The organism is Butyrivibrio sp. VCB2006 (assembly GCF_000420945.1).
In the GTDB taxonomy this organism is placed as follows: domain Bacteria; phylum Bacillota; class Clostridia; order Lachnospirales; family Lachnospiraceae; genus Butyrivibrio.
Genome location: NZ_ATVX01000003.1, coordinates 228112 through 248151 on the forward strand (window position 1 = coordinate 228112; position 20040 = coordinate 248151).

At 37.7% G+C, this 20040-nt stretch carries 17 protein-coding genes; 7 read left to right on the top strand and 10 right to left on the bottom strand.

Annotated features, from left to right (window positions below; genetic code table 11):
• Positions 1 to 72: 72 nt before the first annotated feature.
• From rsmG to rpmH, 8 genes are all read right to left on the bottom strand, one after another.
• A complete protein-coding gene (rsmG, locus tag G613_RS0103835) occupies positions 73 to 813 on the bottom strand; it encodes a 16S rRNA (guanine(527)-N(7))-methyltransferase RsmG (protein ID WP_330361438.1) in 741 nt (246 codons plus the stop codon).
• Positions 800 to 2728 (bottom strand): tRNA uridine-5-carboxymethylaminomethyl(34) synthesis enzyme MnmG, encoded by a 1929-nt coding sequence (gene mnmG / locus G613_RS0103840; protein WP_029231400.1) that lies wholly within the window; start codon positions 2726 to 2728, stop codon positions 800 to 802. Before mnmG ends, rsmG begins: the two co-directional genes overlap by 14 nt.
• A gap of 3 nt (positions 2729 to 2731) precedes the next feature.
• Positions 2732 to 4168: a tRNA uridine-5-carboxymethylaminomethyl(34) synthesis GTPase MnmE gene (gene mnmE, locus G613_RS0103845; protein ID WP_029231401.1), complete on the bottom strand. Its 1437-nt coding sequence runs from the start codon at positions 4166 to 4168 to the stop codon at positions 2732 to 2734.
• Positions 4169 to 4283: 115 nt separating this feature from the next.
• A complete protein-coding gene (gene jag, locus G613_RS0103850) occupies positions 4284 to 5039 on the bottom strand; it encodes an RNA-binding cell elongation regulator Jag/EloR (RefSeq protein ID WP_029231402.1) in 756 nt (251 codons plus the stop codon).
• Positions 5040 to 5053: 14 nt separating this feature from the next.
• Positions 5054 to 6367 (bottom strand): YidC/Oxa1 family membrane protein insertase, encoded by a 1314-nt coding sequence (locus G613_RS0103855; protein ID WP_029231403.1) that lies wholly within the window; start codon positions 6365 to 6367, stop codon positions 5054 to 5056.
• 20 nt (positions 6368 to 6387) lie between these two features.
• Positions 6388 to 6597, bottom strand: coding sequence for a membrane protein insertion efficiency factor YidD (yidD, locus tag G613_RS0103860; protein ID WP_029231404.1), 210 nt, complete (start codon positions 6595 to 6597; stop codon positions 6388 to 6390).
• Entirely contained in the window at positions 6594 to 6944 is a 351-nt protein-coding gene (gene rnpA / locus G613_RS0103865) for a ribonuclease P protein component (protein WP_029231405.1), read from the bottom strand. Before rnpA ends, yidD begins: the two co-directional genes overlap by 4 nt.
• Before the next feature lie 55 nt (positions 6945 to 6999).
• On the bottom strand, positions 7000 to 7134 hold the full coding sequence (gene rpmH / locus G613_RS0103870) for a 50S ribosomal protein L34 (protein ID WP_013282343.1): 135 nt from the start codon (positions 7132 to 7134) through the stop codon (positions 7000 to 7002).
• Positions 7135 to 7705: 571 nt separating this feature from the next.
• Here rpmH and dnaA point away from each other — a divergent pair.
• The 7 genes from dnaA to G613_RS0103905 all read left to right on the top strand — a co-directional run bounded on the left by dnaA (position 7706) and on the right by G613_RS0103905 (position 17958).
• Entirely contained in the window at positions 7706 to 9106 is a 1401-nt protein-coding gene (gene dnaA / locus G613_RS0103875; protein WP_029231406.1) for a chromosomal replication initiator protein DnaA, read from the top strand.
• Between the two features lie 319 nt (positions 9107 to 9425).
• Positions 9426 to 10535, top strand: coding sequence for a DNA polymerase III subunit beta (gene dnaN, locus G613_RS0103880; RefSeq protein WP_029231407.1), 1110 nt, complete (start codon positions 9426 to 9428; stop codon positions 10533 to 10535).
• A 33-nt stretch (positions 10536 to 10568) separates the two neighbouring features.
• Positions 10569 to 10784, top strand: coding sequence for an RNA-binding S4 domain-containing protein (locus G613_RS0103885; RefSeq protein ID WP_029231408.1), 216 nt, complete (start codon positions 10569 to 10571; stop codon positions 10782 to 10784).
• The gene (gene recF / locus G613_RS0103890) at positions 10781 to 11899 is read left to right on the top strand and encodes a DNA replication/repair protein RecF (protein WP_029231409.1); all 1119 of its coding nucleotides are present in this window, start codon (positions 10781 to 10783) and stop codon (positions 11897 to 11899) included. Before G613_RS0103885 ends, recF begins: the two co-directional genes overlap by 4 nt.
• A 15-nt stretch (positions 11900 to 11914) precedes the next feature.
• Positions 11915 to 13855 (top strand): DNA topoisomerase (ATP-hydrolyzing) subunit B, encoded by a 1941-nt coding sequence (gene gyrB, locus G613_RS0103895; RefSeq protein WP_029231410.1) that lies wholly within the window; start codon positions 11915 to 11917, stop codon positions 13853 to 13855.
• Positions 13856 to 13902: 47 nt separating this feature from the next.
• Positions 13903 to 16452, top strand: coding sequence for a DNA gyrase subunit A (gene gyrA, locus G613_RS0103900; protein ID WP_029231411.1), 2550 nt, complete (start codon positions 13903 to 13905; stop codon positions 16450 to 16452).
• 63 nt (positions 16453 to 16515) lie between these two features.
• Positions 16516 to 17958 carry a GGDEF domain-containing protein gene (locus G613_RS0103905; protein ID WP_029231412.1) on the top strand — a complete coding sequence of 481 codons (1443 nt, stop codon included), beginning with the start codon at positions 16516 to 16518 and terminating at the stop codon, positions 17956 to 17958.
• 98 nt (positions 17959 to 18056) lie between these two features.
• Here the strand turns inward: G613_RS0103905 and trpA are convergent, their stop codons facing one another.
• On the bottom strand, positions 18057 to 18830 hold the full coding sequence (trpA, locus tag G613_RS0103910; RefSeq protein ID WP_029231413.1) for a tryptophan synthase subunit alpha: 774 nt from the start codon (positions 18828 to 18830) through the stop codon (positions 18057 to 18059).
• Positions 18823 to 20013, bottom strand: a complete 1191-nt coding sequence (trpB, locus tag G613_RS0103915) for a tryptophan synthase subunit beta (RefSeq protein WP_029231414.1) — start codon at positions 20011 to 20013, stop codon at positions 18823 to 18825. Before trpB ends, trpA begins: the two co-directional genes overlap by 8 nt.
• Positions 20014 to 20040 lie beyond the last annotated feature (27 nt).

Genomic DNA, 20040 nt, shown 5'->3' on the forward strand with positions numbered 1-20040 from the left:
TAAATACTTTTTTGAATATTAATGTTTCACGTGAAACATTTATTAATAATAATTTTATAACCACAAGATATATTAAAGTGGTTCCTTAGATGGAACACCTGCTTTACGAGGATACTTTTTAGAGGTAGGTTCTACCTTATTAACAATACAAATAGTTCTACTTATATCAGAATTAGGTAACATGAATTCATCAGAACTAATAAGCTTACCACCCAGAAGATGTATTGCACCCTTTGCCTTCTGTAATTCATCAGATGCTTTTTCACTTTTGTAAGCTATAAAGTTACCACCAACCTTAACATATGGAAGACAATACTCACTAAGAGTAGACATATTTGCTACTGCTCTGGATACAGCAATATCAAAAGTTTCTCTGAGAGAATTTTTTTTAGAAGAAGCATAGTCTTCTGCTCTTCCATGTAATGTGACTATAGAACCTTCTTCGTTAAGACCTAGTTGATCTATAACTTCATTGAGGAACTTAAGTCTTTTATTCAAAGAATCAAAAAGTGTTACATGAAGATGAGGATAAACTATCTTAAGTGGAATACCTGGAAAACCTGCTCCGGTTCCTATATCTATTAATGAATAATCCTTAGCATTGAAATCAAAGTATGGACTAGCAGAAATACTGTCAACAAAATGAAGCTTACATACATCTTCAAATTCTGTAATAGCAGTAAGATTCATAATCTCATTCCACTTAACCAGTAATTCAAAATAAGTATTAAATTGATCAAGTTGCTTATCACTAAGTTCAACATTAAAAGATTTCAGATCTTCTAACATTTGTGCATACTTATTTCTCATCATTTTTTCCTCTATACATAGAATCAAGATAAATTAACAGTACAGAAACATCGGCCGGATTAACTCCACCTATTCTTGATGCCTGACCAATATTAGTAGGTCTAAACTTTTCAAGCTTCTGTCTAGCTTCCAAACGTAAACTACTTACATCATCATAATTAATGTCCGCAGGAATTAATTTCTTCTCAAGTTTCTTGAATTGTTCTACCTGTCTTTCCTGCCTATTGATATAGCCTTCATATCTAATAGTAATCTCAACCTGTTCGATAACATCAGAAGGAAGTTCAGATCTATTAGTATCAATAGGAGCTAATGTTTCATATGAAAACTCAGGTCTGCAAATGAGTTCCGCAAGAGATGTTGCCGTCTTAAGAGACGAACTACCATTTTCTTCCATAAACTTTTGAATAGTAGCATTGGCACCAACTGTAGTAGATTTAAGTCTGGCAACTTCTTTTTCTATAGCATCTATTTTAGAAACAAGTCTTTCATATTTTTCATCAGATATAAGACCTACATCATGACCTTTCGCACGTAGTCTTATATCTGCATTATCCTGTCTAAGAAGTAATCTGTATTCTGCTCTTGAAGTCATCATACGATAAGGTTCAAGGTTTTCTTTTGTAACAATATCATCAACAAGAACCCCAATATAACCTTCTGATCTATCAATGGAAAGATATGGCTTCCCCTTAATCTGCATAGCAGCATTGATTCCAGCATAAAGTCCCTGAGCAGCAGCTTCTTCATAACCGCTACTTCCATTAAACTGACCGGCACTAAACAGACCATGAATATTTTTGATTTCAAGAGTAGGCTGAAGTTGACCTGGACATAAGCAATCATATTCAATTGCGTAGGCACTCTTTACAATCTTACAATTTTCAAGACCAGGAACAGTTCTGTACATTGCAATCTGTACATCTTCAGGAAGTGAAGAAGACATACCATCAATATACATTTCATTAGTATAGGTTCCTTCAGGCTCTACAAAGACCTGATGTCTTTCGTGATCAGGGAACTTAACAACTTTGTCCTCAATTGAAGGACAATATCTAGGACCGATGCCTTCAATAATACCGGCATATATCGGCGATCTGTTAATGTTATTACGTATTATTTCATGCGTTTTTTCATTGGTGTATGTAAGCCAGCAAGAAACCTGAGGACGCTGTACATCTTCAGGATTTGTATCAAAAGAAAATGGAATAACAGGAGAGTCTCCAAACTGTTCAGACATCTTGGAGTAATCAATTGTATTACCGTCCATTCGAGCAGGGGTTCCTGTTTTAAATCTTCTAAGCTCAATACCTGCATCAAGAAGAGACTGAGATAAAAGATTAGATGGCAAAAGACCATTTGGACCACTATAAGTAATAGCTTCTCCAGTAAGACATCTGCTCTTAAGATAAGTACCTGTACAAAGGATTATTGCGCGACACTCATAAATAATACCGGAGAAAATCTTAACTCCGACAACTCTCTTAGTATATTCTTCTTCCTCAGATTCCACCTTGTAATCTTCAAGTAGAATCTCAGATACTTCAGCCTGTTTTATAGAAAGATGTTCCTGAGATTCAAGAACTCTTTTCATCTCTTTGGAATATTCCATCTTATCAGCCTGACATCTAAGAGAATGAACAGCAGGTCCCTTAGAAGTGTTGAGCATCTTGGACTGAAGGAAAGTTTTATCAATACACTTTCCCATCTCACCACCAAGAGCATCTATCTCTCTAACCAAATGTCCCTTGGAGGATCCACCAATATGAGGGTTACATGGCATGAATGCTATATTGTCAGCACTCATTGTAAAGATAATTGTCTCAAGACCAAGTCTTGCACAGGCAAGAGCTGCCTCACATCCGGCATGTCCGGCACCTATAACAACTACATCATATTTTTCTCTAATATCTATCATAAATCACTTACCCATACAGAACTTGGAGAAGATTTCTTCTACAAGATCATCTCCAACTTCCTCACCAATAATTTCACCTAAACTTGCATAGGCATCATTTAAATCCACAGTATAAAAATCTTCTGACAAATCTTTTGAAATACTATCTTTTACAAGTTCCAAACTGTTATAAGCATTTTGTAAAAGAGCCTTGTGCCTCAGATTTGTAATATATAGTTCCTGCTTAGGAACAATTTCTCCATTTAAGAACAGATCAGATACAGCTTTTTTCAAATCATCAATACCATTTCCTTTAAGCATTGAAGTCTTAATAATAGGTAAATTATCACTTGAAGAATCTGAAAAACGCATACGAACAATATCTTCTGTTATTTTAATATCATCGCTAAGATCATCTTTATTAAGAAGAACTATCGTCTTCTTATCTCTGCAAAGATCTATTATTTCTTTATCTTCATCATCAATTTCTGATGTAGAATCCAATATATATAAAACAAGCTCAGCTTCTGCCACCATAGATCTGGCCTTATCCACACCAATCTTTTCTATAATATCATCAGTGTTTCTGATTCCTGCAGTATCAACCAGGTGAAGAATAATATCTCCGAGTCTGACTGATTCTTCTATTATATCTCTGGTAGTTCCGGCTATATCGGTAACAATAGCTCTTTCATCTCCTATCAGAGTATTTAAAAGAGATGACTTTCCGGCATTAGGTTTACCAACAATTACTGTTTTTATTCCATCTTTTCTAATTTTGCCTTCGTCGGCAGTTGAAATCATATGTCCAATTTCATCTATAACTTGAGTAATGATTCCATCGAGCTTATCAGAAAATCCTGTAAGATCATAATTCTCAGGATCATCAAGAGCAGATTCAATAAAGGCCATCTGATAAATGATCTTTTCGCGAAGAGATTTAATCTTACTATATATTTTTCCCTGAAGCTGATTACGTGAAGCTTCCAATGCGAAATTGTTCTGTGCACTGATAACATCCATAATAGCTTCAGCCTTAGTCAGATCAATTCGACCATTCAAAAAAGCTCTCTTAGTAAATTCACCGGGCTCAGCAAGACGACAACCGGATTTAAGTAAAAGCTCAAGGATTTGATTCATCACCAGCATTCCACCATGAGAGTTGATTTCTATAACATCTTCTCTGGTATAACTGTGTGGAGCTTTCATGAATGAAATCATTACTTCATCAACTATCTGATTTTCACCCAGTAAAGATTCATCCACAATATAACCATAGGTAATGGTATTGGGCTTATGAGATATAAGATTGTGCTCCTTACCTGCAGAAACGTAAATCTTATCACATATTTCTACAGCTCTATCACCGCTAACCCTGATGATACCAATTCCGGCATCACTCATTGCTGTAGCAATAGCACAAATTGTATCTCCACTTAAATTACTAAGAACTGAACTCATGACTTCTCCTCTGCTGAGCACACAAAGTTTTACATATTAACTATAACATAACACAGCAAATCACGTGCGCATAAGTAAACCCCTTAAGTAAGTACCTAAGGGGTTTGAAAAAGCATTATTTCTTGAGTGTTACTACAACGCGTCTGAATGGTTCATCACCTTCACTGTGTGTTGTAACATATCTGTCATTCTGAAGTGCTGAGTGAATAATTCTTCTCTCGTAAGGATTCATTGGCTCAAGAGCAACTGACTGTCTTGTCTTTCTAACCTTATAAGAAATGTTCTTAGCAAGGTTTTCAAGAGTAGCCTTTCTACGCTCTCTGTAATTTTCTGTATCAACCTTAACATGAATATAATCAGAAGATTCTTTGTTAACAACCAGTGAAATGAGGTACTGAAGAGAATCAAGTGTCTGGCCTCTCTTACCGATGAGTACTCCCATCTCAGCGCCACTAAGCTCAACATCAAGAATATTGTCATCTGCATTGAACTTAGTGTTAACACTAACTTCCATGTTCATAGCTCCGAATACATCCTTGAGGAAATCGTTTGCTTTCTTAACAAATACATCACCATCAACAGGATTAGAATTCTTTGACTCTGACTTAGGTGTTTCTTTTACTTCTTTTTTAGCTTCTTCCTTAACAACTTCAGCCTTAACTTCTGAAGCCTTAGGTGCCTCTGCTACTTCCGGCTTATCTTCTTTAATTCTTGCTTTGATTACAGCAGGCTTTGCATTGATTCCAAGAAATCCTGCTGAACCATTTGAAACTACTTCATACTCAAGTCTGTCGCTTGTAACCATAAGCTGTTCGCAAGCTTCTGTAATAGCATCATCTACATTTTTAGCTGTAAATTCCTTAAAGTCCATTACATTCTCCCCTATCATTCTTTTGTATAGTTTTCGTTATAATCTTTTACCATATTTGCCTTAGCTAAAAGAGAATCCTTACGAATGTTGTTCTTTTCATAAATTTCTCTAGACTTGGCAACCTTCTCTTCAACATCCTCTGTTGTCTCGATTGTAGAATTCTTAGCAATAGTACTGATGTTTCTTGTAGCCATATTAGCGTACATATTCATCTGAGGAGATGACTTCATCTTCTCCATCTTCTTTTTGTACTTCTCAGTATTCTTGGCAATCTCAGCATCGATGTCTGTCTTATCAATGTGCTTGTTGATAACGATCTGCTGAATAGATCTGATAACAGCACCTGCAATCCAGTAAATACCCATACCTGCAGGAAGACTTAAACAGAAGAATGCTGACATAAGAGGCATCATCAGGTTCATAGTCTTCATAGACTGCTGCATCTGAGCTGTAGGATCATTAGGATCAATCTTAGCATTAGGATCAGTATTCTGAGGCATCAGCTTAACATTAACCCACTGAGTAAATGCAGCAAGAACAGGAACTAATACACCACCAACAAGTAAAAGGAACTGCTTGTTAGCAAATGCAGTCTGAATCATATACATTGGGCTGTCACCAATATTAAGACCAATGAATGAGTTGAACTGATTAAGAGCTGTGTGAGTCTTATCTATAGAAGAAGTAAGACCTGTAAAGTGCTCAGAAATATTAGCCCAATCTGATGTTGATGTCTTATTAAGAATATCAATATAAGTATTCTCAACAAACTCAACATTACCTGATGTGAACTGTTCATTAGTAAATCTGCTGGAAAACTGTGAAGCGCTCTTTAAAGTCTGAATAAAATCAGCTGCTCCATCAGTATTACGAAGTTCCTCAACAAGAGGATAAAAAGCATTCCTTACTATTGTAACGTAAGCAGGAATGTTATTGATAACTCTGTAAAGAGCGAACAGAATAGGCATCTGAATGATAAGCTGAAGACAGCTACCAGTCTGTGATACACCATATTTTGCATAGAGCTCTTTGGTTTCTGCCTGCATTGCAAGCATTGAATCGTTATCTTTCTTACCTTTATACTTATCCTGAATAGCCTTGAGTTCAGGACTCATCTTAGCCTGAAGCTTAGAAAACTTCTGCTGTTTGTAAGTTAAAGGAAGAAGACACAAATAAATTACGATTGTGAAAATAATGATAGCAAGACCGATGTTTGGAATTCCAATAGCATTAAGGACATTGAAAATACCATTCATTACGTGACCAAGAAGCCACGCAACAGGTCCTACAATCTTACCTGTATCCTTGGTTAACAAAACTCCTGTCAAATTGTACCTCCTCTGAAAGTTTACGGAACCGGATCATAACCACCGCTTGAGAATGGATTACATCTAATAATTCTCCAAGCTGCTAAAAGTCCCCCTTTTAAAGCTCCGTACTTTTCTATTGCTTCTAGTCCATATTCTGAACAAGTTGGAATATATGGACATTTCGTTCTCTTTAATGGAGACAAATACTTCCTATAAAACTTGATTATAAAGATAAGTATTTTTTTCATTGAATACCGCCATTTTTCTTTATGCGGGCCTTCCCTGCCAGGCTAATTAGAGATTCCTGTATATCAAAAAAACTTGCATCTCTTGCACAGGCTCTGGCTACGACTACTATATCCAAACCACTATTGAATACATTTTCCTGTAGTCGGTATGATTCTCGAACAAGTCTTGCAAATCTGTGCCTTACAACACTGTTCCCAACTTTCTTACTACATGATATCCCAAGTTTATTGTCTGAACGGCCATTTTCCCACACATACAACACAATATACTTATTAGCATAACTTTTGCCATTCTCATAAACATTGCGGAAATCACTTGTTTTCTTCATTGATTGTGAAAAAAGCATTTTAATATCCTTTTTTTATTGAAGAAAAAAGGCCACAATTACTGCGGCCTTTAAATCATGCTGATAATCTCTTTCTTCCCTTTGCTCTTCTAGCAGCAAGAACTTTTCTGCCGCCCTTAGTAGCCATTCTTGCTCTGAAGCCGTGTACTCTGGCTCTCTGGAGCTTATGAGGCTGGAATGTCATCTTCATAGTGGAAACACCTCCTTCTTATACAAACTAAAATGGATCTCAAATTTAATGTACGTAACCACCCAAATGAACCAGATATTCATTTAAATGATTAATGATTGCATCCTTGTGTGGAAAAAATCTTTATAATTATAATAAATAAAAACATGTCAGTCAAGCCATAAACGCCCTGAAAATTAGTTATAAAATCTTAAAATATTTTTAAAATTAATTTCATCAATATGTGGTATTTAAAAAAATTATCCACAGCAAAATGTTGATTTTGTGGATAACATGTTGATTAATTTTTTTTCGACAAATTTATCCACATTTTTTCTGATTTTTGTGGAAAACATTGTATATATTAGGTTGATTTTTTTCTGAAAATGGCTTATTTAAGCCATTTATAACGGTAGATAGTTAATAGTGGAAAAAAAAGGGGTTTTCCACAAATCATTTTTCGAGTGGTACATTTTTAACCAAAAAAAATAGTTTTCCACATACCCACAATTGTGTCTGCTCTGTTTGATATTCATACCTAATTAGTATAAAATAGTTAAAGTCTAAAATTATGCTTTGTTGGGAGTTTTTCATGCAATCATCAGTAGAAATCACAAAAAAACTTAAATCAAATTGGGATGAAATTAAGAAGAATATAAGAATAGAATCCGGAATTACAGATATTTCTTATAGAACCTGGATTGAGCCTCTTACAGTATATGATGTACAGGGCAATACTGTTCTTATTCTTATTCCACAGGATAACCCTGTCGCTCTTTCATATATTAGTAAGAACTACATGGACTTTTTCAAAGTATCTATCTCTGAATTTCTTGGAGATATGTTCGAGATTAATTTCATGTTGAACAAAGATATTATTAATAATGAAGAAACACATGAAGATAAGAATGAAAATAATGATCAATCCCATTATTCTGGCAATTCTAACATAGATCATTCAAATCTTAATCCAAAATATAGGTTCGATACCTTCGTTGTAGGTAGTAACAATAAGTTCGCTCACTCAGCATCCCTTGCTGTAGCTGAGTCTCCTGGAATATCATACAACCCTCTTTTCCTTTATGGAGGACCGGGACTTGGAAAAACTCACCTTATGCATTCAATCGGACACTTTGTGATGGAGCATAATCACAAAGCCAAAGTATTGTATGTAACTTCTGAGCAGTTTACTAATGAAGTTATTGAATCAATCAGAAGTGGTAAAGCCGAGAGCATGTCTAAACTCCGTGAGAAATATCGTACAGTTGATGTTCTCATGGTCGATGACGTTCAGTTTATTATAGGAAAAGAGTCAACTCAGGAAGAATTCTTCCACACCTTCAATGAGCTTCACCAGGCCGGCAAACAGATTATTCTTTCATCTGATAAACCACCTAAGGAAATGGAAACTCTTGAAGAGAGATTCAGATCAAGATTCGAAATGGGTCTTATTGCTGATATTCAGTCTCCTGACTATGAGACCAGGATGGCAATTCTTCGTAAAAATGCTGAGAACTACGGCAAGCATATTGATGATGAAGTAATCAACTACATTGCTACAAATATTAAATCAAACATCCGTGAGCTTGAGGGAGCTTATAACAAGATCATCGCTTACTCAAGACTTAATAATGTAGATATAACTCTTGAGAATGCCATGGAAGCTCTTAAGGATATTATTTATCCTGATAAGTCCAAGGTTATCACACCACAGCTTATCATTGATACAGTTTGTGAGCAGTACGGATCCAAGAAGGAAGATATCTTCTCCAAGAAGAGAAATTCTGAAATCGTACTTCCTCGTCAGGTAATCATGTATCTTTGCAGAGAGCATACTGATGCTTCACTTGAAGAGATTGGTAAGCTTCTTGGTAAAAAAGATCACACTACAGTTATGAGTGGTATAAATAAGATTAAGAAGCAGATCACCTTTGATGAAGAGCTCAATAAAAATCTGGATATTATAATGAAGAAACTTAATCCTTCTTTATAATTAGTAATTCACAAAAAATAAAAAGTTATACACATTTGTGGATAACTTTCTTGATAACTTGTGATTTGTCAGGGGATTAATTGTGAATTAAGGTGGATTACCTTTTTTATATCTCATTTGTTAAAATTTGGCTTGTTTATAACTTTTTAATTTCTAACATCAAAATTTTTGTTTTCAACAACCAAAAATTTGTAAAAAAGCCGCATAAATTGTATAATAGAATAGGTTTTACACTTTTCAACAGCTATTATTAATTCTTTTATTATTTATTAATATTTATTTTATACTTTTTGGCCAGCGAAGGGAGTATGTGGTTAAAATGAAATTCGTTTGTTCTAAATCAAATCTCGTGAGTGGTCTGCAGATTGTTTCCAAAGCAGTTCCTTCAAAAACAACAATGTCCATTCTCGAATGTATCTTAGTAGATGCTACAGAGGGTATTATCAAATTTATAGCTAATGATATGGAACTTGGTATCCAGACAGTAGTTGAAGGCAATATAGTTGAGAGAGGCTATATAGCATTAGATGCCAAGATTTTTGTAGATATTGTAAGAAAACTCCCTGATAACGATGTAACTATTGAATCAGATAGCAGCAACAAGGTAACTATCAGCTGCGAGAGAGCTAAGTTCAATCTTATTGGCAGAAAGGGAGATGACTTCACTTATCTTCCATCTATTGAGAAGATTGATGGCGTAACAGTATCTCAGTACACTCTTAGAAATGTTATTCAGCAGACTATTTTCTCAATTGCAGAGAATGATGCAAACAAGATGATGGCTGGTGAGCTCTTCGAGGTAGATGGAGAGAATCTTAAGCTTGTATCTCTTGATGGTCACAGAATTTCTATCAGAAAAGTTAAGCTTAACGGTTCATATCCATACAAGAAGGTTATTGTTCCGGGTAAGACTCTGGGTGAGATCAGCAAGATTCTTGGTGATAGCATTGAGAAGATGGTTAACATCTATTTCACAGACAAGCATGTTCTCTTTGAATTTGATAAAACTACAGTAGTATCAAGACTTATTGAGGGCGAGTATTTCAGCATAGATCAGATGCTTTCCAGTGATTATGAAACTAAGATCAGCATCAACAGAAAGGAATTCCTTGACTGTATCGACCGTGCTACTCTTTTGGTAAAAGAAGGCGATAAGAAGCCTGTAATCATTTCAGTTACAGATGGCAAGATTGAACTTAAGATCAATTCTGCTATTGGTAGCATGGATGAAGAAATTGAAATTGATAAACAGGGTAAGGATCTTATGATTGGCTTCAATCCTAAGTTTCTTATTGATGCATTAAGAGTTATTGATGATGAACTTGTAGATATTTACATGGTTAACCCTAAGGCTCCATGCTTTATCAGAGACAAGGAATCAACATACATTTATCTTGTTCTTCCTGTTAACTTCACAACAGTAGACTGATAAATAATATTTTTTAGTATTAAGGATTTACAGATGGAAATAATCAAATTACGTGACGGCGATGATTTTATAAAGCTGGGCCAGGCTCTCAAGAAGGCTGGTCTTGAAGGGTCTGGAGTGGATGCCAAGAATGACATCCAGGCCGGACTTGTTAAGGTTAACGGAGAAGTTGAAGAAAGACGTGGCCGTAAACTGTATGATGGTGACATTTTTGAGTACGATGGCACACAGGTTAAGATTGAGAAATGATAATTAAGTCGCTAGAACTTGCTGATTTCAGAAACTATGAGAATCTCAAGATTGATTTCAGCAGTGGTACTAATATACTTTATGGAGACAATGCCCAGGGTAAGACCAATATACTTGAGGCAATATTTGTTTCGGCAACTACCAAGTCCCATAAAGGCAGCAAGGACAAGGAAATAATACGATTTGGAAAAGACGAAGGGCATGTAAGAACCATTTTGGAAAAAGATGGTGCGGAGTATCGCGTGGACATGCATCTTAGAAGCAGTAAATCCAAAGGTATTGCAATTGACGGTCAGAAGTTAAAAAGAGCTTCAGACCTTATTGGCATGTTGAATGTAGTTTTTTTCTCTCCTGAAGATCTTAGTATCATCAAGAATGGTCCTTCGGAGAGGCGCAGATTCATGGATATGGAGCTGTGTCAGTTAGATAATATATATCTTAATAGTCTTTCTAAATACAACAAACTTGTTGTAGAGCGTAACAAAGTTCTTAAGGATCTTTTTGAACATCCGGAAAATAATGTTCTCCTTGATGTTCAGGACAAGCAGTTATGCGAGTATGGATCCGTCATTATCAAGACTAGAGAAAAATTCATCAAAGATCTTAATGAAATAATAAGACCTATACACGAGAAGTTAACAGGAAACAAAGAGCTCCTGTCGGTTTATTATGAGCCAAATGTAAATGCAGATGAATTTGAAAAGAAATTAAAAAGCGCAAGACAAAAGGATATGTATTCCAAGCAGACTACAGTAGGTCCTCATAAGGACGATTTTTCTTTTATCGTACAAAAGAAAATAGCTGACAGCAGTGAATACGGCGATGGAATCGACATCAGAAAGTATGGATCCCAGGGACAGCAAAGAAGTGCTTGTCTCTCACTTAAGCTTTCAGAGATAGAAATTGTTAAAAGAGCTAAAAGAGAAAATCCGGTGCTGCTTTTGGATGATGTATTGTCAGAGCTCGACAGTAACAGACAGAACTATCTGTTAAATACCATAGGTGATATTCAGACAATCATTACCTGTACCGGACTTGATGAATTTGTTAATAACAGATTTGAAATAGATAAGCTGTTCAAGGTTACAGAAGGAACAGTAAGTAGCGAAAACTAAGAAATGGAGCATAATATGAGCGAAGAAGCAGTAAATTATGGTGCCGATCAAATCCAGATTCTTGAAGGACTTGAGGCCGTAAGAAAAAGACCTGGTATGTATATTGGTACTACTGCCAGCAGAGGTCTTCATCATCTTGTTTATGAGATAGTTGATAACTCGGTTGACGAAGCGCTTGCAGGATTCTGTGATCACATTGAAGTAACAATCAATGAGGACAACACAATTGTTGTTCAGGATAATGGACGTGGTATTCCGGTAGATGTGAACCATAAATCTGGACTTACCGGCGTTGAAGTTGTATTTACTATTCTTCACGCAGGTGGTAAGTTCGGCGGTGGAGGATACAAGGTATCCGGAGGACTTCACGGCGTAGGTGCTTCTGTAGTTAATGCTCTTTCTGAGTGGCTTGAGGTTCAGGTTACTAGAGGTGGTAAGATTTATCAGCAGAGATACGAAAGAGGTAAGGTTTGCTACCCTCTTAAGGAAGTTGGAACAGCTCCTGATAATGCTACCGGAACAAGAGTATATTTCAAGCCTGATGCAGAAATCTTCAGAGAGACAACTGTTTTTGAATACAATGTCCTGAAGCAGAGACTTCGTGAGATGGCGTTCCTTACAAAGGGACTTAAGATTACTCTTACAGATAAGCGCGTAGAGGAAGGTGAAGATCCTATTCAGCAGACTTTCCACTATGAAGGCGGTATCAAGGAATTCGTTCAGTACCTCAATAAGAGTAAGACAGCTCTTTATGGGGATATCATGTACTTTGACGGAAACAAGAATAATGTTCAGGTTGAAGTTTCCTTCCAGCACAATGATTCCTACAACGAGAGTATTTATACATTCGTTAATAACATCAATACACCTGAAGGTGGTACACACCTTGAGGGATTTAAGGCTGCTCTTACAAAGACCTTTAATGACTATGCAAGAGCTAATAAGATGCTCAAGGATAACGAGGAAAACCTTACAGGTGAAGATATCAGAGAAGGTCTTACAGCTATTATTTCTGTTAAGATCGAGGACCCTCAGTTTGAAGGACAGACCAAGCAGAAGCTTGGTAACTCTGAGGCCAGAGGTGCTGTTGCCGGTATCGTAGGTGAACAGCTTACGTATTACCTTGAACAGAATCCTAATGTGGCTAAGCAGATTCTTGAAAAGGCTATCCTTGCTCAGAGAGCAAGAGATGCTGCAAGAAAAGCGAGAGATCTTACAAGACGTAAGTCTGCTCTCGATGGAATGGGACTTCCAGGTAAACTTGCAGATTGTTCAGATAAAGATCCTAAGAACTGCGAAATCTTCATCGTTGAGGGAGATTCCGCCGGCGGATCAGCTAAGACAGCAAGAAGCCGTGCAACACAGGCTATTCTTCCACTTCGTGGAAAAATTCTTAACGTTGAGAAGGCAAGAGTTGACAGAATATATGGAAATGCTGAGATTAAGGCAATGATCACAGCGTTCGGAACAGGTATCCATGATGATTTTGATATCAGCAAACTCAGATATGACAAGATCATTATCATGACCGATGCCGATGTTGATGGTGCGCATATTTCTACACTTATGCTTACATTCCTTTACAGATTCATGCCTGAACTTATTAAGCAGGGCCATGTATATCTTGCACAGCCACCTCTTTATAAGCTTGAGAAGAATAAAAAGGTTTGGTATGCATATTCCGACGAAGAACTCGATAAGATTCTTACAGATGTTGGACGTGATCAGAATAATAAGATTCAGCGTTATAAGGGACTTGGTGAGATGGATCCTGAACAGCTTTGGGAAACAACCATGGATCCTGAGAGACGAGTTCTTTTACGTGTAAATATGGATGAGGAGTCTTCTTCAGATATAGACGTAACCTTTACAACCCTCATGGGTGATAAGGTTGAGCCAAGACGTGAGTTCATTGAGAAGAATGCTAAGTTCGTTAAGAATATAGATATTTTCTAAGAAAAGGATAAAAGGTAATGGCAGATAATAATAATATAAACAACGAAATGCCAGATGACGTTTTTGACAAGACAACCACTGACAGAATTAAAGAGGTTGATCTTCAGAAAACAATGGAGTCTGATTATATTGACTATGCCATGAGCGTTATTGCATCTCGTGCTCTTCCAGATGTAAGGGATGGTCTTAAACCGGTACAGAGAAGAATTCTCTATTCAATGATTGAGCTCAACAATGGCCCAGATAAGCCACATCGTAAGTGTGCTCGTATCGTCGGCGATACAATGGGTAAATATCATCCACACGGTGATAGCTCTATTTACGGAGCATTGGTTAATATGGCTCAGCCCTGGTCAATGAGATACTGTCTCGTTGACGGACATGGTAACTTTGGTTCTGTTGATGGTGATGGCGCAGCTGCCATGCGATATACAGAGGCAAGACTTACCAAAATCTCCATGGAGATGATTGCTGACATCAATAAGGATACAGTAGACTTTGTACCTAACTTTGATGAAACAGAAAAAGAGCCGGCTATCCTTCCAAGTAGATATCCTAACCTTCTGGTTAACGGAACTACAGGTATTGCGGTAGGTATGGCTACTAATATCCCACCTCATAACCTCAGAGAGGTTGTAAATGCTGTTGTTAAGATGATTGATAACAGAGTTCTTGAGGATAGAGAAACAGAGATAGAAGAAATTCTTGAAATAGTTAAAGCTCCTGATTTCCCAACCGGAGGTATTATCCTTGGTACAAGAGGTGCTGAGGAAGCCTACAGAACCGGTCGTGGTAAGGTTATAGTAAGAGCTGTTACAAACATCGAGCCAATGCAGAATGGCAAGAACAGAATCGTTGTAACAGAGCTTCCATATCTTGTAAATAAGGCTAACATGATTGCTAAGATAGCTGAGCTGGTTAAGCTCAAAAAGCTTGATGGTATTACTGCCCTTCGCGATGAATCTGACCGTGAAGGTATGCGTGTTGTAATTGAGCTTCGTAATGATGTTAATCCTAACATCATGCTGAACAAGCTCTATAAGCATACACAGATGCAGGATTCTTTCGGAATCATCATGCTTGCTCTTGTTAATAATGAGCCTAAGGTTCTCTCTATTACTGAGATGCTTAAGCATTACATCAAGCACCAGGAAGAGGTTGTAACTCGTAGAACCAAGTACGACCTTAACAAGGCTGAAGAGAGAAATCATATTTTAGAGGGATTGCTCATCGCTCTTGATAATATCGATGAAGTAATCAAGATTATCAGAGGCAGTGAAACTGTAGCTCTTGCCAAGGAACAGTTGATGGGAAGATTTGGTCTTACCGATGTTCAGGCACAGGCTATTGTTGATATGAGACTTCGTACTCTCACAGGCTTGGAAAGAGACAAGCTTGAGCAGGAGCACGCAGAACTCTTAAAGAGAATTGAGGAGTTGAAGGCAATTCTTGCAGACAGAAAAGTTCTTCTTGGTGTAATCAGAACAGAGATTACTGAAATTGCTGCTAAATACGGCGATGACAGAAAGTCTCAGATTGGCCATGACGATTCTGATATTGATACAGAGGATCTCATTCCTAACGTTAATACAGTAATCGCAATGACAAATCTTGGATATATCAAGAGAATGTCAATTGATAATTTCAAATCACAGAACCGTGGTGGTAAGGGAATCAAGGGAATCACAACAATTGATAATGACTTTGTTGAAGATATCCTTATGACAACAACCCATAACTATGTAATGTTCTTTACCAACACAGGACGTGTATACAGACTTAAGGCATATCAGATTCCTGAGGCATCAAGAACATCAAGAGGAATGGCTATTGTTAACCTTCTTCAGCTTGCTCCCGGGGAAAAGATATCAGCTATGATTCCTGTAAAGGGTTTTGAGGATGAGGAAAAGAGCCTCTTTATGGTTACCAAGAAAGGTACAGTAAAGAAGACTCCTATCACCGACTTCTCAAATGTTAGAAAGACTGGACTTGCTGCTATTACACTCAGAGATGATGATGAGCTTATCGAAGTTAAGACTGTTTCTAAGGATGCAGAAGTATTCCTTGTAACCAAGAATGGTATGTGTATCCACTTCGACGAGAATGATGTAAGATCAACCAGCAGATCTTCTATCGGTGTCCGTGGTATGATGCTTGATGATACTGATGAAATCGTTGGAATGCAGCTCAATACTCAGGGTGATTCACTTCTTATCGTATCTGAGAAAGGTTACGGAAAGAGAACTACTCTTGATGAATTCCACAGTCAGTTTAGAGGTGGTAAGGGAGTTAAGTGCTACAAGATTACTGAGAAGACCGGTAATGTAGTTGGTGTAAAGGCTGTTAATGATGACAATGAGATCATGATGATCACAAATGCAGGAGTTATCATTCAGCTTCGTATGGATGAAATTACAATCCATGGCAGAGTAACATCAGGTGTTAAGATGATCAATCTTGACAAGGGAGTTACTGTAGCACAGATTGCCAAGGTAAGAGAAAAGATTTCAGACGGCGATCATGATATTGATAATATCGATGATGTTCCGGAAGAAGTTGAAGACGAAAAAGAAGCTACTGAAGATCAGGATGAATAATTTAGCAGAGTGCGTAATTATATACGTACTTCAATAGATTATGATTAGGCAATGAGGGGCCCAATGAATATCGGACTGTTGGTTTCAGAATTAGAAGATAAAGATGTAAAAAAGATCTGTATTGGTGCAAGCCAGGCTGCAAGGGAGAATAATGCTACCCTGTGCATTATGCCTGGTAAGTACCTGTTATCAGAGACGAAAGAAACTGATCCTTTTGAATATCAGTATGCTGCTCTGTTTGATTATGCAACAGATTTTTCTTTTGATGTTCTTATAGTTGATATCGACAGAATAGGTAAAAATGTGCCAATTCTCAAAAAAGAATCATTTCTCAAGAAGTTTGCAGATGTGCCGCTTTTAACGCTTACCAAGCAGGAAGGCTTTACCAATGTAAACAGCGTAGAAACTGATAAAGATCAGCTGTATCAGCTTGAATATGAAGCAGTTTGTGATGCTATTTACTATGCAGACAATAAGAAATTACCTAATCCTCAAGCAGCCAAGACCTTCAATTTTGTAGAAAAAGAAGCTTCAGAGTCACTTAGTACACTGGCCAAGATAAGCTATCCTCTCCTTCATAGAAAGTACCCAACTGAAAAGGCCTATGAAGTAATGGCTGAGACAGTTGCGCTGGAAGGAATTAAGAGTTGTAGCGTAATGCTCTATGACAAAAAAATCAGGAATACCATCAAATATTGGTGGGAAAAACCTGAGAAAATAACGGTCAAGGCTAACCTGGTAAATGGAATAGTAAGTGATTTCGAAGACGGTGATAATAAAACAAAAACCAGTGATATTATACAAAACATCACAAAGGGTAAGCCTAATGTACTTGTAGCAGGCCCACTTTTTGTAGGTGAGTACCAGCTAGGTATTTTGGTTACTGAATTTACAGCCAATATTCTCACAGATTATTTCTTTGAGACAATCCTTAGCGTGATTACCGGAGTTGCCAGAGTATCATATTTGGAAAAAGAGCTGAAGAAAACCAACGAGGAACTCTATGAAGTTCAGGAAGAACTGGCCAGAGATGACTCGGTTCTTGACCATATTGGAGATCAGGATTACCTCACAGGTGGACTTAACAGAAGAGGCTTTTTTGCCAAGGCTTATGATCTGCTCAAGGAGAAATTCGGACCGGGAAAATGTGCCATTGTGGCCTATATTCACATGGAATCTCTTAAGGGAATCAATGAAATGTACGGTCATGAGGAAGGTGACAGGGCTGTAAAAAGAGTATCCGGAATACTTGAAGAAGTCTTTGAAGACTGTATTTATGGTCGTATCAGAGGCGATGAGTTTGCGGTATTGGAAATATCAGATGAAGAAGGAAAGGCTGAGAGTTTTAGACAGGAAATGTCCACTCAGAATGCCAAGCTTCTGGCTGAATCCAGCAGATATATGAACTATTTGAAATATTCAATCTGTGAATTCGGATACGAAGATAATCTCTCACTTCGAGAGATGCTCAAGGAAACAGATGAAAATCTGCAGAGAATAAAGTAATAGTGATTTACATAATATAAAAAGAGGATAGTCGCTATCCTCTTTTTTTACGTTTTGGTAAATCACCTTCTCGTCCAAAAACTGCATATTTATAATAATCATCTTACCATGGCTGTTTTCATGGAAGAAACATATTCTCTGATATGATTTGGTGCCTCTTTTCCATATTTTTCCAAAAGCTTGATAATGGCTGATCCGACGATGGCACCATCTGATATAGATGACATCTTAGCTGCCTGCTCCGGAGTTGAGATTCCAAAGCCTATTGCGCATGGAACATCAGTATTTTCGCGGATTACATTAACAATAGAATCAAGGTCAGTTGTAATATTGGTTCTTGTTCCTGTAACACCGAGGCTGGATACCAGGTAGATAAAGCCTTTTGCCTCTTTTGCAATCATGGCGATTCTGCCTGCAGATGTAGGAGCGATAAGAGATACAAGATCCACATCATACTTAGTGCAGATATCTTCAAATTCTTCTTTCTCTTCAAAAGGAAGATCAGGAAGGATAAGACCATCCATTCCGATTTCATTGCATCTTTTTATGAAATCCTCTGAACCATAGGAATAAACTACATTTGCGTAGGTCATAAATACCATAGGAACAGAAACTGATTTACGAAGATCAACAACAAAATCAAATATCTTATCTGTAGTAACACCGCCGTTTAAGGCGCGGAGATTAGCTCCCTGAATTACAGGACCCTCAGCGGTAGGATCGGAAAAAGGTATTCCAAGCTCAATAAGATCAGCGCCGCCTTTAACAGCAGCAATAACAGCTTCTTTTGTTGTTTCCAGATCCGGGTCACCGCAAGTAATAAAGGCTATAAAAGCTTTTCCGTTTTCAAATGCATTTTTAATCTTACTCATTGATATCCTCCCCTCTGTATCTGGCAATTGCAGCACAGTCCTTGTCTCCTCTTCCGGAAATAGTAACTACGATGATCTTGTCCTTATCCATAGTAGGTGCAATCTTCATAGCATGTGCAAGAGCATGTGACGACTCAATTGCAGGAATAATACCTTCGGTTCTTGAAAGATATTCAAAAGCATTTACAGCTTCATCATCAGTAATAGCAACGTATTCAGCCCTGTGAATGTCGTGAAGATATGCATGTTCAGGACCGATTCCCGGATAATCAAGACCTGCGGAAATTGAGTAGACAGGAGCAATCTGACCGTATTTATCCTGACAGAAGTAGGATTTCATGCCGTGGAAGATTCCAAGTCTTCCGGTATTGATGGTTGCTGCGGTTTCAAAAGTATCGATCCCGCGGCCGGCAGCTTCACAGCCAATAAGCTGAACATCTTTATCTTCAATGAAATTATAGAAGGTTCCAATAGCGTTGGATCCGCCTCCGACGCAGGCTATAACAGCGTCAGGAAGTCTTCCCTCTTTTTCAAGCATCTGCTCTTTAATCTCTTTTGAAATAACTGCCTGGAAGTCGCGAACAATTGTAGGGAACGGATGAGGTCCCATAACTGAACCAAGACAGTAGTGAGTATCATCAATTCTGGAAGTCCATTCTCTCATAGCCTCTGAAACAGCATCTTTGAGAGTTGCTGTGCCGGTTGTAACAGGAATAACCTCAGCTCCAAGAAGTCTCATTTTATAAACGTTAAGAGCCTGTCTCTTGGTATCCTCCTCTCCCATGAAAACAACGCATTCCATACCCATGAGAGCTGCGGCTGTAGCTGTAGCAACGCCGTGCTGACCAGCTCCGGTTTCAGCAATAAGTCGTGTTTTTCCCATTTTCTTGGCAAGAAGAGCCTGACCAAGAACATTGTTGATTTTATGGGCGCCGGTGTGATTTAAGTCCTCACGCTTTAAGTAAATCTTGGCACCACCCAGATCCTTGGTCATCTTCTCTGCATAGTAGAGTCTTGAGGGACGACCAGCGTATTCGTTCAAAAGCTCGGTCAGTTCCCTGTTGAATTCAGGGTCTTTTTTATAATGATTATAGGCTTCTTCCAGCTCTATAACAGCATTCATAAGTGTTTCGGGGATATATTGTCCACCGTGTACACCGAATCTTCCTTTTGAGTTACTCATTTTTTCTCTCCTCAGTGTTAATACTCA

What these genes read in the sequence shown, in the direction of transcription:
- rsmG (WP_330361438.1), bottom strand. Translation starts at nt 813, where the DNA reads ATGATGAGAAATAAGTATGCACAAATGTTAGAAGATCTGAAATCTTTT.
- mnmG (WP_029231400.1), bottom strand. Translation starts at nt 2,728, where the DNA reads ATGATAGATATTAGAGAAAAATATGATGTAGTTGTTATAGGTGCCGGA.
- mnmE (WP_029231401.1), bottom strand. Translation starts at nt 4,168, where the DNA reads ATGAGTTCAGTTCTTAGTAATTTAAGTGGAGATACAATTTGTGCTATT.
- jag (WP_029231402.1), bottom strand. Translation starts at nt 5,039, where the DNA reads ATGGACTTTAAGGAATTTACAGCTAAAAATGTAGATGATGCTATTACA.
- yidD (WP_029231404.1), bottom strand. Translation starts at nt 6,597, where the DNA reads ATGAAAAAAATACTTATCTTTATAATCAAGTTTTATAGGAAGTATTTG.
- rnpA (WP_029231405.1), bottom strand. Translation starts at nt 6,944, where the DNA reads ATGCTTTTTTCACAATCAATGAAGAAAACAAGTGATTTCCGCAATGTT.
- rpmH (WP_013282343.1), bottom strand. Translation starts at nt 7,134, where the DNA reads ATGAAGATGACATTCCAGCCTCATAAGCTCCAGAGAGCCAGAGTACAC.
- dnaA (WP_029231406.1), top strand. Translation starts at nt 7,706, where the DNA reads ATGCAATCATCAGTAGAAATCACAAAAAAACTTAAATCAAATTGGGAT.
- dnaN (WP_029231407.1), top strand. Translation starts at nt 9,426, where the DNA reads ATGAAATTCGTTTGTTCTAAATCAAATCTCGTGAGTGGTCTGCAGATT.
- G613_RS0103885 (WP_029231408.1), top strand. Translation starts at nt 10,569, where the DNA reads ATGGAAATAATCAAATTACGTGACGGCGATGATTTTATAAAGCTGGGC.
- recF (WP_029231409.1), top strand. Translation starts at nt 10,781, where the DNA reads ATGATAATTAAGTCGCTAGAACTTGCTGATTTCAGAAACTATGAGAAT.
- gyrB (WP_029231410.1), top strand. Translation starts at nt 11,915, where the DNA reads ATGAGCGAAGAAGCAGTAAATTATGGTGCCGATCAAATCCAGATTCTT.
- gyrA (WP_029231411.1), top strand. Translation starts at nt 13,903, where the DNA reads ATGCCAGATGACGTTTTTGACAAGACAACCACTGACAGAATTAAAGAG.
- G613_RS0103905 (WP_029231412.1), top strand. Translation starts at nt 16,516, where the DNA reads ATGAATATCGGACTGTTGGTTTCAGAATTAGAAGATAAAGATGTAAAA.
- trpA (WP_029231413.1), bottom strand. Translation starts at nt 18,830, where the DNA reads ATGAGTAAGATTAAAAATGCATTTGAAAACGGAAAAGCTTTTATAGCC.
- trpB (WP_029231414.1), bottom strand. Translation starts at nt 20,013, where the DNA reads ATGAGTAACTCAAAAGGAAGATTCGGTGTACACGGTGGACAATATATC.